Raw genomic sequence first — 13,518 nt, 5'->3', positions numbered from 1 at the left:
TATTGCCCATCCAATCAAAACGTTATGATTGAAATAACCACATCACGATGGTGCACAACACTTATAAATCATCCAGGTTAAGCACGCTTCTCATGTCATGAAGACCACTTTTATGTGCCTTTAACCAGACAGCTGCACGAACTGCGCCATTAGCGAAGGTCATGCGGCTTGAAGCCTTGTGGGTAATCTCTACTCGCTCGCCAACATCAGCAAACATCGCGGTGTGCTCGCCGACGATATCCCCGGCGCGCACGGTGGCGAAACCGATAGTCTGCGCTTCACGCTCACCGGTGTGACCTTCACGCGCATAGACCGCATGCTCGTTCAGGTTCCAGTTCATCGCATCAGCAATGGCTTCCCCCATTGCCAGCGCCGTCCCTGATGGTGCATCAACCTTATGACGGTGGTGCGCTTCGATAATTTCGATATCCGCATAGTCACCCATCACTTTTGCCGCCTTCTCCAACAGCTTCAGCACCAGATTGACGCCAACGCTGAAATTAGCCGCAAATACGATACCAATCTCTTGCGCTGCGGCTTTGATCGCCGCTTTGCCTGCCTCATCAAAACCGGTGGTGCCAATCACCATCGCTTTCTTATGCTGACGGCAAAATGCCATATAGTGCAGCGTGCCTTCCGGGCGGGTGAAGTCGATCAGTACGTCGAAGTCATTAACCACGGCATCCAGATTGTCGCTGACCTTGATACCCAGTGCGCCACAGCCCGCCAGTTCACCGGCATCGGCGCCAACCAGCGATGAGCCAGCACGGACAATGGCTGCGCCCAGACGCGCCCCCTCAGCCTGTTCAGTTGCCTGAATCAGCTGACGCCCCATACGCCCTGCGGCTCCCACAATGGCGATACGGATTTCTGCATTACTCATAATTATTCATTCCTGACAGATGTCTATGCATGCAAAGCGCACCCAGATTAACCACGGGTTAACCCCTGCGCCACAACTAAAACCACATAATAAGAATTTTACGCCAGCGCGTGAGGATTATCAGTAAAACTGAATTTTTACTTACAGGCTGGATATGCCACCCGAAAACATCAGCCTGTCGTTCTCGCGGGTCAGATATGAATATACGTTATCATTGATAAAGACGGCACCATCTATCAAACCGCGTCGCTGTTCAGGGTGACTTATCACGTGGGGAGGATGCGCTCACGCTGCCTGATCACCCACAAAGGTGCCCCTGCCGAACTCAAAAAAGCTATTCAGTTAGAGAATGCCTGGCAAGTAAAGGCAATATCAGATCGTGAAAGGAAGAAAGAGTGGCCTGACCGTTTTCCAGCAAATACGGATTCTATTGGTATAGAGATTGTCGGAGAGACTTACCCGACCGATGATTTGAAAAACTATCCTGATGGGAAAATTTATGTGACGGTAAATCAGCCACAGTCTGAATCACTAAAATGGTTAATTGCCGAATTAAAAGACACACTTAAGATTAATACCAGCGAAATTTTCAGGCATCCTGAAATAGCCAGAAAAAACAAAACGGAAGCGAGCACAGTGAAATGGGAATGAAGAACTGTGATTTTAAAAGCTACATACTTCTGAGTTTATTGTTTCTCACTGGCTTCAGCGAGGCCCAATCGGTTTCGTCCGTGAACATTGTCAGCATCGGGCAAACGCTAAAGGAGGTAACAAATCCTTATGAAATCAGAGCCTGTAAAAAATTCAGGCCGACAAAAGAACAGGTGATCAACTTCTTTAACCATGCCTACCCCGTTGAAAGCCATTTCGCTGACGATACTCGCTACTCTTCATGTTATGCCCAGGGGGATGTTAAGTATGGCGATCAACTGCCAGGGAAATGGATGTTATTTTCCAGTGGTATTGCGCTGCTGGTTCTCAACGATGAACGCTCAGTAAACCTCTTCTACGATCACAACCAGTGGCATGACCCCAATGGCGGAACCTATGATATTAAATGAGCAGCACGGGGGCGACCAGAAAACAAGGTCTTCATCATGGCCGGTGGAAATCATCGGCACGGGGCGACCGGAAAACAAGGTCGCCCCCTACGGAAGAATCGCGATCAATGTAGGGGCGGACCCTCTTTTTCGGTCCGCCCGTTAGCGGTTAGTCGACCTGACGGACGTCAACGCGCAGCTCTTTCGGCACTTCAAACACGATATTCTCTTCACGGCCAATCAGCTCGACAGCATCGACGCCGCCCAGCTCATTGAGACGCTGGATCACCTGCTGCACCAGAATATCCGGCGCGGAGGCACCGGCAGTCACGCCAACACAGCCGACGCCGCGCACCCACTCTTCCTGAATATCATCAGCCGAGTCGATCAGGCGCGCCAGCTTACCAGCACGCTGTGCCAGCTCCGCCAGGCGGTTAGAGTTTGAAGAGTTCTTCGACCCCACCACCAGCACCACGTCCGCATCGCGTGCCAGCGTGCGCACCGCTTCCTGACGGTTGGTGGTGGCGTAGCAGATATCGTCCTTGCGCGGGCCAACAATCTTCGGGAAGCGCTCACGCAGGGCGTCAATCACCTCGTAGGTGTCATCCACCGACAGCGTGGTCTGCGTCATAAAGCACAGGTTATTTTCATCCTTAACCTGTAACTTCCAGACATCCGCAGGGGCTTCAACCAGATACATGCCGCCCTTCGGGTTACTGTACTGGCCCATGGTGCCTTCCACTTCCGGGTGACCGGCATGACCAATCAGGATAGCCTCGGTGCCTTTACGGCTGGCACGCGCCACTTCCATATGCACTTTGGTCACCAGCGGACAGGTGGCATCGAACAGCATCGTCAAGTCGCGCGCTTTGGCTTCCGCACGCACCGCCTGAGAGACCCCGTGCGCAGAGAAGATCAGGATCGACGCGTCCGGCACTTCACCGATATCTTCAATAAAGATCGCCCCGCGCTCGCGCAGGCTGTTCACCACGTAACGGTTATGCACCACTTCGTGACGCACGTAGATCGGCGCACCGTACATTTCCAGCGCTCGCTCGACAATACTGATAGCACGATCAACGCCTGCGCAGAAACCGCGCGGGTTAGCCAACAGGATCTGCATTGCTGGTCTCCAGTACCGGATCAATCTCCAGCACTTCTACGTCAAAGTGAATGGTCTGCCCGGCCAGCGGGTGGTTGAAATCCACGGTAATGGAATCCCCGGAGATCTCGCGGATCACCCCCGGCATTTCGTTACCGTCCATGCCGCTGAACAGCATGATGGCGCCGATTTCCGGCTCCCCGGCCTCGACAAAATCGCGGCGCGAGAAGTACTGCACCAGATCCGGGCTGATACCGCCAAACGCGTCGGCCGCTTCCAGCGCGAACGCCGCTTTCCCGCCAACCGGCAGGCCCAGCAGATGGCTTTCCAGCCCCTCTGACAGGCTGCCATCGCCGAGGCAAAACAGCGCAGGCTTACCGTTGCTGCGCGTTGACTCCGCCGTGGAACCATCCGCCAGCTTTAAGGTGAAATGCACCAGCACTGCGCTGTCATGCTGTACAGAATCAGTCATGCCTTACCCTTTATTCTTAGCCTGCTTGCTGGCCGGGGTGATAAACCCTTCCAGCACGATCAGCGCGGCACCAATACAGATACCGCAGTCGGCAATATTAAACGTGGCGAAGTGCCAGTCACCGACGTAGAAGTCGATAAAATCCACCACAAAGCCATGATATGCCCTGTCGAACAGGTTGCCCAATGCGCCACCGACAATCAGCGCATAGGCGATGTTATTCAGTTTATTGCTCGCCGCCGTGCGGTACATCATCACCAGCAGCACCACCACAATGGCAATGGCAATTCCGGCGAAGAACCAGCGCTGCCAGCCACCTTTATCGGCGAGGAAGCTGAACGCCGCGCCGTAGTTGTGAGCATAAAAGAAGTTGAAGAACGGCATCACGGACATCGATTCGTGCAGCATCAGATTATTCATAATCCACTGCTTACTGGCGAAATCGATGCCAATCACCACCAATACCAGCCACAGCCAGCGTAATCCGCTTGAGAGAACAGGTCTTTTCATCATGCAAACTTACGCTGTTCGCCGCTGCCCGCGACGTTAGAGGCACAGCGGCCACAGACGTCAGCGTGTTCAGCGTTCTGGCCGATATCGCTAGTGTAATGCCAGCAGCGTGGGCATTTCTCGCCTTCTGCTTTATGCAGGGCAATTTTCAGACCTTTCACCACGTCGCTCTGCTGCGCTTCATCCGTTGCCAGCGCGTAATCCGCTACCTGCGCACCGGAGGTCAGCAGCACAAAGCGCAGCTCTTCGCCCAGGCTGGTCAACTTAGCAGCCAGCGCGGCATCGGCATACAGCGTGACGCTGGCTTCCAGCGAGCCGCCGATACGCTTATCGGCACGCGCCTGCTCGATCACCTTGTTCACTTCGCCGCGCACTTTCAGCAGCTCCGCCCAGTAGGCATCGTTCATCGGTTCGTTATCCGCCAGGCTGAACAGCCCGTCGAACCACTCTTCGGTGAACACATACTGGCTGCGTTTACCCGGCAGGTAGCCCCAGATCTCATCCGCAGTGAAGGACATGATCGGCGCCATCCAGCGCACCAGCGCTTCCACGATGTACCACAGCGCGGTCTGGCAGCTGCGGCGCGCCAGGCCATCGGCTTTGGCGGTGTACTGGCGATCTTTAATGATATCCAGGTAGAAGGAGCCCATTTCGACCGAGCAGAACTGCATCAGGCGCTGGACCACTTCATGGAAGTCATACGCTTCATAGGAGGCAACGATGTCGTTCTGTGCTGCCAGCGCACGGCCAACTGCCCAGCGGTCAACCACCACCATTTCTTCCGGTTTCACCATGTCGGTTTCCGGGTTGAAGCCCGCGAGGTTGGCCAGCAGGAAGCGCGCAGTGTTACGGATACGGCGATAGCTGTCGGCAGAGCGCTTGAGGATCTCGTCGGACACCGCGATCTCGCCGGAGTAGTCGGTGGATGCTACCCACAGGCGCAGAATGTCAGCGCCGAGCTTGTTCATCACATCCTGCGGGCTCACGGTGTTGCCCAGCGATTTGGACATCTTGCGGCCCTGGCCGTCAACGGTGAAGCCGTGGGTCAGTACCTGGCGATAAGGCGCTTTGCCCTTCATCGCGGTGGAGATCATCAGCGAGGACATAAACCAGCCGCGGTGCTGGTCAGAACCTTCCAGATACATGTCCGGGGTATGGCCACCAAACTCTGGGCGAGCATCCACTACCGAGTAGCTGGTTGAACCGGAGTCGAACCACACGTCCAGCGTATCCTGCACTTTGACGTAGTGATCGGCGTCGGCGCCCATCAGATCGCGCGGATCGAGGTCCCACCACGCCTGAATGCCGTCCTGCTCAACCCGCTTCGCGACTTTCTCCATCAGCGCCAGCGAGTCCGGGTGCAGCTGCTCGGTGTCTTTATGCACAAACAGCGACATCGGCACGCCCCAGGTACGCTGACGCGAGATGCACCAGTCTGGACGGTTGGCGACCATCGACTCGATACGCGCCTGGCCCCAGTCTGGGATCCACTGCACGCCTTTAATCTCTTTCAGCGACTGCGCACGCAGGCCTTTCTGATCCATGCTGATAAACCACTGCGGGGTAGCACGGAAGATGATCGGGGTCTTGTGGCGCCAGCAGTGTGGGTAGCTGTGATGCAGTTTTTCCACATGCAGCAGCGCACCCTTTTCACGCAGCAGCTCAACAATCAGGTCGTTGGCTTTAAAGACGTTAACCCCATCAAGGCCAGGGTAAGTGCCCGGCAGGAAGCTGCCGTCCGGGCCGACCGGATTAGCGACTTCGATACCGTATTTCTGCCCGATGACAAAGTCATCCGGGCCGTGGCCTGGCGCCGTATGTACCGCACCGGTACCCGCATCCAGCGTCACGTGCTCACCCAACACCACCGGGGAAACGTGGCCGAGGAACGGGTGCTGGAAGCCCATCAGCTCCAGCTCGGCGCCTTTCACTTCGCCCAGCACGTTCCACTCGGCAACACCTGCACGCTTCATGACGCTATCGACCAGGTCTTTCGCCAGGATCAGCGCACGACCGTCGATCTGTACCAGCTGATAGTCAAACTCAGGGTGCAGAGAGATAGCGCGGTTGGCCGGCATGGTCCACGGGGTGGTGGTCCAGATCACCAGGGCAATCGGGCCATTGACCGCAGCAGCGCCAAATTTGGCGGCAACCGCGTCTTTATCAACGGCGTTAAACATCACGTCGATAGACGGTGAAGTTTTGTCGTAATACTCCACTTCCGCTTCCGCCAGCGCGGAGCGGCAGTCCAGGCACCAGTGCACCGGCTTAGCGCCTTTGTGCAGATGGCCGTTACCGATAATTTTACCCAGCGCACGGATGATGTTCGCTTCGGTTTGGAAGTTCATCGTCAGGTATGGGCGATCCCAGTCACCCAGCACGCCAAGACGGATGAAGTCGGCTTTCTGCCCTTCAACCTGCTCTGCGGCATAGGCACGGCAGGCAGCGCGGAACTCAGCGGCGCTGACTTTCTCGCCCGGCTTACCGATCATCTGCTCAACTTTGTGCTCGATAGGCAGACCATGGCAGTCCCAGCCGGGAACATAAGGGGAGTCATAGCCCGCCATGCCTTTCGACTTAACGATAATGTCTTTCAGAATCTTGTTAACCGAGTGACCAATATGAATACTGCCGTTGGCGTAAGGAGGGCCATCGTGCAGGATAAAGGTTTTTTTCCCTTTTTTGGCTTCGCGGATGATGCCGTACAGCTTGTCATCATACCAACGTTGCAGCATGCCCGGTTCGCGTTTGGCCAGATCGCCACGCATTGGGAACCCCGTTTCCGGCAAATTCAGGGTAGATTTATAGTCACTCATCAGATTCTCGGTTCCGTATGTCGGTTCTGTTTACACTTAAACCGATGCGTTCAGCCCAAAAAAGCGGCGGGCAGTGAGCACATCGTTAGCAATTTGTTCTTTCAGCGCGTCAAACGAGGCAAAACGCTGCTCGTTACGCAGTTTGTCACGCAGCACCACTTCAATATGGCGCCCGTACAGGTCCATCGATACGTCCAGCAGGTGCACTTCCAGCTGCTGACGTAGCCCGCCTATCGTGGGACGCGTGCCGATATTGGCCACGCCGGGAAGCGGTTTATCCCCCAGCCCCAGCACTTCAACGGCATACACCCCTTTCACCGGGGAGACCGTGCGCTTAAGCGGCAGATTAGCGGTAGGAAAACCGATGGTGCGGCCCAGCGCATCGCCATGCACGACACGGCCTGAAATGCTGAAGGGACGCCCCAGCAGGACGTTAGCCAGTGCCAGATTGTCATCTGACAGCGCCTGGCGAATTGCAGTACTGCTGATGCGCTTACCATCATCGCAAAAGGTCTGGGTACTGATGACATCAAAGCCATACTCGACGCCAGCCTTCTGTAATAACAGGAAATCACCCTGGCGACCAGCGCCAAAGCGGAAATCATCTCCGACGGCCAGGAACTTTACATCCAACTTATCGACCAGCAGGTCGGTGACAAAACTTTGTGCCGTATGGGCAGCAAAGCGGCGGTCAAAGCGCACGCACAGCACGGCATCAACGCCCGCCTGCTGGAGGTAGCGCACTTTCTCGCGCAGGCGCGTCAGGCGTGCCGGGGCTTTATCCGCTGCAAACAGCTCCAGCGGTTGAGGTTCAAACAGCATTACCATTACCGGCAAGTTGCGCTGACGCCCCTCTTCGCACAGTTGTGCCAGCAGCGCCTGATGGCCGCGATGTACGCCATCGAAGTTGCCGATGGTCAGTACGCAGCCGCGATGCTGCTCTCTAAGGTTATGTATGCCGCGGATAAACTTCATGGCTGGCTCAAATTTGTGGAAATCGGCGGATTATACCTTGTACAGCCAGGAAGGTTAACCCGCGATTCATCACTTTCATGCTATACCCGCGCCATTTCGTTCTGTATGGTGCTGATCCTGAGCGTATTGATATTTTTCTTGTGATTGAGCTGTATTCGCCATGCCGAAGCTGATAGAATCTTGCGCCATCGAAACGTAACCAAGTGCCATTGTTTCATCGGCGCTTATTTGCACAAATCCATTGACAACCGAAGGCGAAAAGGGCATATTCCTCGGCCTTTGAATTGTCCTCATAGAACTATTTGGGAGTTGGACCTTGGCTAATATCAAATCAGCTAAGAAACGCGCTGTAACGTCTGAGAAGCGTCGTAAGCACAACGCTAGCCGTCGTTCAATGCTGCGTACTTTTATCAAGAAAGTTTACGCGGCAATCGCTACTGGCGATAAAGCAGCTGCGCAGAACGCATTTAACGATATGCAACCAATTGTGGACCGTCAGGCAGCTAAAGGCCTGATCCACAAGAACAAAGCTGCACGCCATAAAGCTAACCTGGCTGCACAGATCAGCAAACTGGCTTAATGTCAGCGTGTTAATCGAGCTTTGATAAAGAAACCGGCCTGGCCGGTTTTTTTATGCCCAAAATTTGGCAAACCGCTCAGGAATCCCAAATCGCGCCATAGGCCGCCACCCTGCGCGCCTCACAGCCCCCGACAACATAGTCCGTCAGCTTACGATTAGCGATGCAGATCACCGCCTCCGCCCCGCTCTCTTCTACCTTCTGTAACGCCAACTGCAGCAAATCATGTTTACCGTGTGCATCGGTATCCCAGATCAGCACGTCGGGCTGAAGGCGAATGATTTCATCCACAAAACTGTCGCCGTAGGTCAGACGCGGATTACGCGTCGACCAGATTAAGCGCCGGGGTTTGCCTGGCGCCATCAGATGCGGCAGCAGCGGGCCAATGCCGCTGCCGGTGGCAACGTACACCACTGAGTGAAAAATTTTTCCTACGCTGCCCACGCCCGGCGTCGGCAAACCTTTAAACCACACGTGATCCGGCGGCGAGTCGATAAAGCGCCCGGTCCAGTCACCGGCGCGCGAGATCAGCATGCGGCAGCCCGACCCGCTGCCGAGGGGAATGTTGGCAAAGGCGTGCCACTCATCCAGCGGCGCCCGACTAATCGCAAATGACGAGCCGGGGAAAGGATCCCGCGGCAGCGAGAAAGTGACGATGGCCGCGTGCGATGAAGGGCGCTCAACCTGCACCGCAACTTTACGCAGGCGCAGCCAGGGCAGGATGATGCTGGCGGTGATGGTCAGCAGTGCCCAGAATGCGGGTGTTTCAATCAACGCCTGCCATGACCACTGCCCGCCGTGGCAGTCGCGAATAAAGCAGGTTACCTGTAGCCATGACAGCAGCAGGGCCAGCCAGCCAACGTAGCGGTGGGCATGCTCAAACAGATTATGGTAGCGCGCACGCACAGCCGGCAGCGCCAGAATCACAATGGTCAGCAGCAGCGCGGCCAGCATCGCCGTGACCGTCAGCAGCATCAGGGAAGCATTGGGCAGCGCGTGGCAGTGATGGTAATAGACCGCCGCGCTGAAAACCATCAGCCACAGGCAGGCAAACAGTGCACAGCCGGAGTGCAGACCGCCAAAATGATACACTTTCGCCAGCTGCCTGCGTACTGATAAGGGCCAGTGCAGCGGGGTATGCCAGACCAGACGAAATAAAAAGTTGATGATATATTGCTGACGAATAAGCACCGCCACCGTCAGATTAATAATAACCATGTTGCCGATTTCAATCAGATGAATGCCTTTTTCTGACCACCAGTGCCCACCCGTTAATCCATAGCTGAACAGACTGAGGTTCACCAGCGCGACCAGCAGGAACAAATACTGATAGTGGCTGAGCACTAGCCGACGACTTTTGTGGCTGGCCAGCGCGGGAATGGGGAGCAGCGCCGCGCTGCCCGCTTCTGGCAGCGTATTGTTGGTCTCTTCCAAGGCGACTCTCCCGAACGCATCCCTCGGCAGAAACAGCGTTCCGCCGGGAATGTCATTCAAATATAGTGAAAAATAAACCTGAGCAGGTTCAGTTAACTTCACGTAACAGAGTATTCAAGGATGATAGCGCGGTAAATAGCCGGGATTAATTTGAGAATTTCGCTATTATTTACCCGCAGAAAAGTCGCCTGATTCCAGTAATTAATGGCAGTGAAATAAAAGAGCAGGCTTATTATTAGCGAAGGAGTGATTGCCGCCTGAATATTAATCGGGCTGGGTAAAAAGCTGAGAAAAATCTTTATTGCAAATACGCTGCACCGCCGGATGCTGGATCATCCGCTCGGCAAAAATAACATGGTACTCTTCCATTACCGTATCAAGCCGCCCCAGTTCAACAATTCCCTCGTGCTGAAAACTCTCCTGCCCGTACAGCGTTGGCGCAACAAAGATCGCCCGGTTCGCCGCGCCAAAGGCTTTCATCAGGGCGGCATCGTCAAACTCGCCAAGGATATCCACCTCCAGCCCCTGCGTTTGAAACCAGTTGAGCAGCTTGCGGCCGAGCATTGAACGCCGCCCGGGGATCAGCAGCTTGCGCGTGCTGAGGCAGTGCGGAAATGCCGTTTCCGGCAGCGGCGCGTGGCACCAGAAGCTGACGCTGCACTCGCCGAGTTTTACCGAGAACAGCCCTTCCTGCTGCGAGGAGTCGACCGGGCAGTCGGAGAGGATCATATCCAGCTTATGCTGGCTGAGCTGCTCCAGCAGCAGTTCATGGGTCGATTCAAAACAGCGCAGATGGATCGGCTCTTCCGCCACCACCGCCGTTTCCAGCACTTTACTCACCAGCCGCTTGGAGAGCGCATCCGCCACGCCCACGTCGAACAGCAGGTTAGCCTCCTTGCGGTAGTTGACGATATCCAGCATCTCATGGCTAAGCGTAAACATGCGGTCAGCATAGCGAAACACCAGCTGGCCCAGCTCCGACGGCACCAGCCCCCGCCCCTGGCGCTTGAACAGCTTACCCTGCAGGCGCTCTTCCAGCGTTTTTAGCTGGCCGGTGACGGTCTGCGAAGTGAGGTTGAGAACCTCCGCCGCGCCCGCCACCGAGCCGGTTTTACACACCTGCCAGAAATAGTAGAGGTGGTTGTAGTTCATCTGCGCCATAGCTGGGCCAAACCGTTAAGCGTGCTTCTGCGGGGCTGGGCGCAGTTTGAAGTACAGCAGCACATAGCCCAGTACCGCCGACAGCACCGACCCGCTAAGAATGCCCAGCTTGGCCAGCGTCACCATCTCTTCATGTGCGGCGTCAAACGCCAGCGAGGCGATAAAGATCGACATGGTAAAGCCAATCCCACACAGCACACCCACCGCGGCAATATCCACCATCTTGGTATTTTCCGGCAGCGCCGCAATTTTTAACTTCACCGACAGCCAGCAAATCAGCGTGATCCCCAGCGGCTTACCGACCAGCAGACCAAGGATAATCCCCAGCGGTACCATCGAGAACAGGCCGTCAATGGAGACGCCAGTCAGTGAAACACCGGCATTAGCAAAGGCGAACAGCGGCAGGATCAGCCAGCTGACCCACGGGTGCAGGCCGTGTTCCAGCTCGATAGAAGGTGAATGCCCATCCTGCTTTTTCAGCGGGATTAACAGCCCGACAATCACACCGGCCAGCGTAGCGTGCACACCCGACTTCAGCACCGCCACCCACAGCACCATGCCGACCAGCAGATACACCGAAGTTTTCCGCACGCCGCACAGGTTGAGTATCACCAGCACCGCGATCGACGCCGCCGCGACGCCGAGTGAGACCAGCGATAAATCGTGGGTATAGAAGAAGGCGATAATCACAATGGCGCCAAGGTCATCGATCACCGCCAGCGCCATCAGGAACATTTTCAGCGCCGGAGGTACGCGGCTGCCCAGCAGGGCGAGGATACCCAGCGCGAAAGCGATATCCGTCGCGGCCGGGATTGCCCAACCGTGGATCGCCAGCTCATCGCTGTGGTTCAGCGCCGCATAAATCAACCCTGGGGCTACCATGCCGCCCAGGGCGGCAATCAGCGGGAACATCGCTTTCTCACGCCCTTTCAGCGAGCCCATCAACAGCTCGCGCTTCACTTCCAGACCGATCATCAGGAAGAACAGCGCCATCAGGGCATCGTTGATCCACAGCAGCAGGTCTTTATTGATGTCCAGCGCGCCGAAGCGGAACTGCACCGGCATGGCCAGAATGGCCTGGTAAGCCTGCTGCGTGCTGGCGTTATTGGCGAGAAACATCGCCACTGCCGCAGCAACGATCAGCACCACGCCGCCGGTGGCGTCATTTTTTAACAGTTTTTTGAGAAAGAGATTCATTACAGACTCCGCTGAATATCCAGATGTTGTCAATCAGATAGCGGATAGCATACGCCGTTAAACCGCTCGAAAAAAACAGTTTATACAGCGCGAAAGGTTCGGTATTTACGAGGATTAAGGGATAAGGGCCGATCTTTTTATATCGATCGGCCCTGAGGCTGGCAGATTAGCGGGTTAAATCGTCGAAGAATTTCTTCACGCCGTCGAAGAAACTTTTAGAACGCGGGCTGTTATGTTCGCCGGAAGGACCGCCAAAGCTCTCTTCCAGTTCACGCAGCAGCGCTTTCTGTTTCTCGTTCAGGCTGACCGGGGTTTCGACCACCACGCGGCACAGCAGGTCACCCTGAGCACCACCGCGCACCGATTTCACACCTTTACCACGCATGCGGAACAGCTTGCCGGTCTGCGTTTCCGCAGGCACCTTCAGCTTGACGCGGCCATCAAGGGTCGGCACTTCAATTTCACCGCCCAGTGCGGCCATCACAAAGTTGATTGGCACTTCGCAATACAGGTTGTTCTCTTCTCGCTCGAAGATGTTGTGCTTACGCACCTGCACCTGAACGTAGAGATCGCCCGCTGGCGCACCCTGCTCACCCGCTTCGCCTTCGCCGGTCAGGCGGATGCGGTCGCCGGTATCCACACCGGCCGGGATTTTTACCGACAGGGTTTTCGACTTCTCAACCCGGCCATGACCGTGGCAGGCGTTGCACGGATCTTTAATCACCGAACCGCGGCCGTGACAGGTTGGACACGCCTGCTGCACGGTAAAGAAGCCCTGGCGCATCTGTACCTGGCCTGCCCCGTGACAGGTCTGGCAGGTTTGCGGTTTCGTCCCCGCTTTCGCGCCGCTACCGTGGCAAACGTCACACTCTTCCAGGGTTGGAATGCGGATCTCTTTGGTCACGCCGCGTACCGCTTCTTCCAGCGACAGCTCCATGTTGTAGCGTAAATCAGCACCGCGAGCGGCGCGCTGCTGACGGCGGCCTCCGCCAAAGATATCGCCGAATACGTCGCCAAAGATATCGCTGAAGTCAGCACCACCGCCGCCGCCAAAGCCGCCGCCGTAGCCACCGCCGCCACCACCCTGTTCAAAGGCTGCATGGCCGTACTGATCGTAAGCCGCACGTTTCTGCGCATCGGTCAGAATTTCGTAGGCTTCTTTTACCTCTTTAAACTGCTCTTCGGCACCTTCGCCCTGGTTGCGGTCAGGGTGGAATTTCATTGCCAGGCGTTTGTAAGCCTTTTTGATCTCACGCTCATCCGCAGATTTGGATACGCCTAAAACCTCGTAATAGTCTCTTTTCGCCATTGTTGTTGTTCCTGCCCTTAACATGCGTGCACGGGCGTAGG

General features: G+C 55.9%; 14 protein-coding genes. 3 read left to right on the top strand and 11 right to left on the bottom strand.

The features are described 5' to 3' along the window. Window positions 1-61 precede the first annotated feature (61 nt). On the bottom strand, window positions 62-883 hold the full coding sequence (gene dapB, locus ACLI4M_RS13525) for a 4-hydroxy-tetrahydrodipicolinate reductase (RefSeq protein WP_133624562.1): 822 nt from the start codon (window positions 881-883) through the stop codon (window positions 62-64). Window positions 884-1,084: 201 nt separating this feature from the next. Here dapB and ACLI4M_RS13520 point away from each other — a divergent pair, with 201 nt between their 5' ends. After that, window positions 1,085-1,534 (top strand): peptidoglycan recognition protein family protein, encoded by a 450-nt coding sequence (locus ACLI4M_RS13520; RefSeq protein ID WP_133624564.1) that lies wholly within the window; start codon window positions 1,085-1,087, stop codon window positions 1,532-1,534. Continuing rightward, window positions 1,531-1,944, top strand: coding sequence for a hypothetical protein (locus tag ACLI4M_RS13515; protein ID WP_133624567.1), 414 nt, complete (start codon window positions 1,531-1,533; stop codon window positions 1,942-1,944). The genes ACLI4M_RS13520 and ACLI4M_RS13515 overlap by 4 nt, the downstream gene beginning before the upstream one ends. A 148-nt stretch (window positions 1,945-2,092) precedes the next feature. Here ACLI4M_RS13515 and ispH read toward each other — a convergent pair whose 3' ends face one another. The 6 genes from ispH to ACLI4M_RS13485 form a co-directional block, all read right to left on the bottom strand. After that, the gene (gene ispH, locus ACLI4M_RS13510) at window positions 2,093-3,046 is read right to left on the bottom strand and encodes a 4-hydroxy-3-methylbut-2-enyl diphosphate reductase (RefSeq protein ID WP_133624569.1); all 954 of its coding nucleotides are present in this window, start codon (window positions 3,044-3,046) and stop codon (window positions 2,093-2,095) included. Further along, window positions 3,027-3,497, bottom strand: coding sequence for an FKBP-type peptidyl-prolyl cis-trans isomerase (gene fkpB / locus ACLI4M_RS13505; protein WP_048914797.1), 471 nt, complete (start codon window positions 3,495-3,497; stop codon window positions 3,027-3,029). The genes ispH and fkpB overlap by 20 nt, the downstream gene beginning before the upstream one ends. Window positions 3,498-3,500: 3 nt before the next feature. Further along, window positions 3,501-4,010, bottom strand: a complete 510-nt coding sequence (lspA, locus tag ACLI4M_RS13500) for a signal peptidase II (RefSeq protein ID WP_099753891.1) — start codon at window positions 4,008-4,010, stop codon at window positions 3,501-3,503. Next, on the bottom strand, window positions 4,007-6,823 hold the full coding sequence (gene ileS / locus ACLI4M_RS13495; protein ID WP_133624571.1) for an isoleucine--tRNA ligase: 2,817 nt from the start codon (window positions 6,821-6,823) through the stop codon (window positions 4,007-4,009). Before ileS ends, lspA begins: the two co-directional genes overlap by 4 nt. Window positions 6,824-6,859: 36 nt before the next feature. After that, window positions 6,860-7,798, bottom strand: coding sequence for a bifunctional riboflavin kinase/FAD synthetase (gene ribF / locus ACLI4M_RS13490; RefSeq protein ID WP_048914794.1), 939 nt, complete (start codon window positions 7,796-7,798; stop codon window positions 6,860-6,862). Window positions 7,799-7,873: 75 nt separating this feature from the next. Then, window positions 7,874-8,065 (bottom strand): hypothetical protein, encoded by a 192-nt coding sequence (locus ACLI4M_RS13485; RefSeq protein ID WP_099753893.1) that lies wholly within the window; start codon window positions 8,063-8,065, stop codon window positions 7,874-7,876. Window positions 8,066-8,114: 49 nt separating this feature from the next. On the opposite strand from ACLI4M_RS13485, the gene rpsT reads away from it, so the two are divergent. Then, window positions 8,115-8,378 (top strand): 30S ribosomal protein S20, encoded by a 264-nt coding sequence (gene rpsT / locus ACLI4M_RS13480; RefSeq protein ID WP_048914793.1) that lies wholly within the window; start codon window positions 8,115-8,117, stop codon window positions 8,376-8,378. A gap of 76 nt (window positions 8,379-8,454) precedes the next feature. On the opposite strand, the gene ACLI4M_RS13475 is transcribed toward rpsT, so the two are convergent. From ACLI4M_RS13475 to dnaJ, 4 genes are all read right to left on the bottom strand, one after another. Continuing rightward, window positions 8,455-9,810 (bottom strand): hypothetical protein, encoded by a 1,356-nt coding sequence (locus ACLI4M_RS13475; protein ID WP_208864894.1) that lies wholly within the window; start codon window positions 9,808-9,810, stop codon window positions 8,455-8,457. 264 nt (window positions 9,811-10,074) lie between these two features. Further along, a complete protein-coding gene (gene nhaR, locus ACLI4M_RS13470) occupies window positions 10,075-10,971 on the bottom strand; it encodes a transcriptional activator NhaR (protein ID WP_133624573.1) in 897 nt (298 codons plus the stop codon). A 15-nt stretch (window positions 10,972-10,986) separates the two neighbouring features. Continuing rightward, window positions 10,987-12,168 carry a Na+/H+ antiporter NhaA gene (gene nhaA, locus ACLI4M_RS13465; RefSeq protein WP_133624575.1) on the bottom strand — a complete coding sequence of 394 codons (1,182 nt, stop codon included), beginning with the start codon at window positions 12,166-12,168 and terminating at the stop codon, window positions 10,987-10,989. A 166-nt stretch (window positions 12,169-12,334) separates the two neighbouring features. Beyond that, the gene (gene dnaJ / locus ACLI4M_RS13460) at window positions 12,335-13,477 is read right to left on the bottom strand and encodes a molecular chaperone DnaJ (RefSeq protein WP_133624577.1); all 1,143 of its coding nucleotides are present in this window, start codon (window positions 13,475-13,477) and stop codon (window positions 12,335-12,337) included. Window positions 13,478-13,518: the final 41 nt, after the last annotated feature.

Source organism: Erwinia sp. LJJL01 (assembly GCF_047300805.2).
GTDB lineage: Bacteria > Pseudomonadota > Gammaproteobacteria > Enterobacterales > Enterobacteriaceae > Erwinia > Erwinia aphidicola.
Note: the sequence above shows the minus strand (reverse complement) of the source record. Positions and strands in the feature narration are given on the sequence as shown.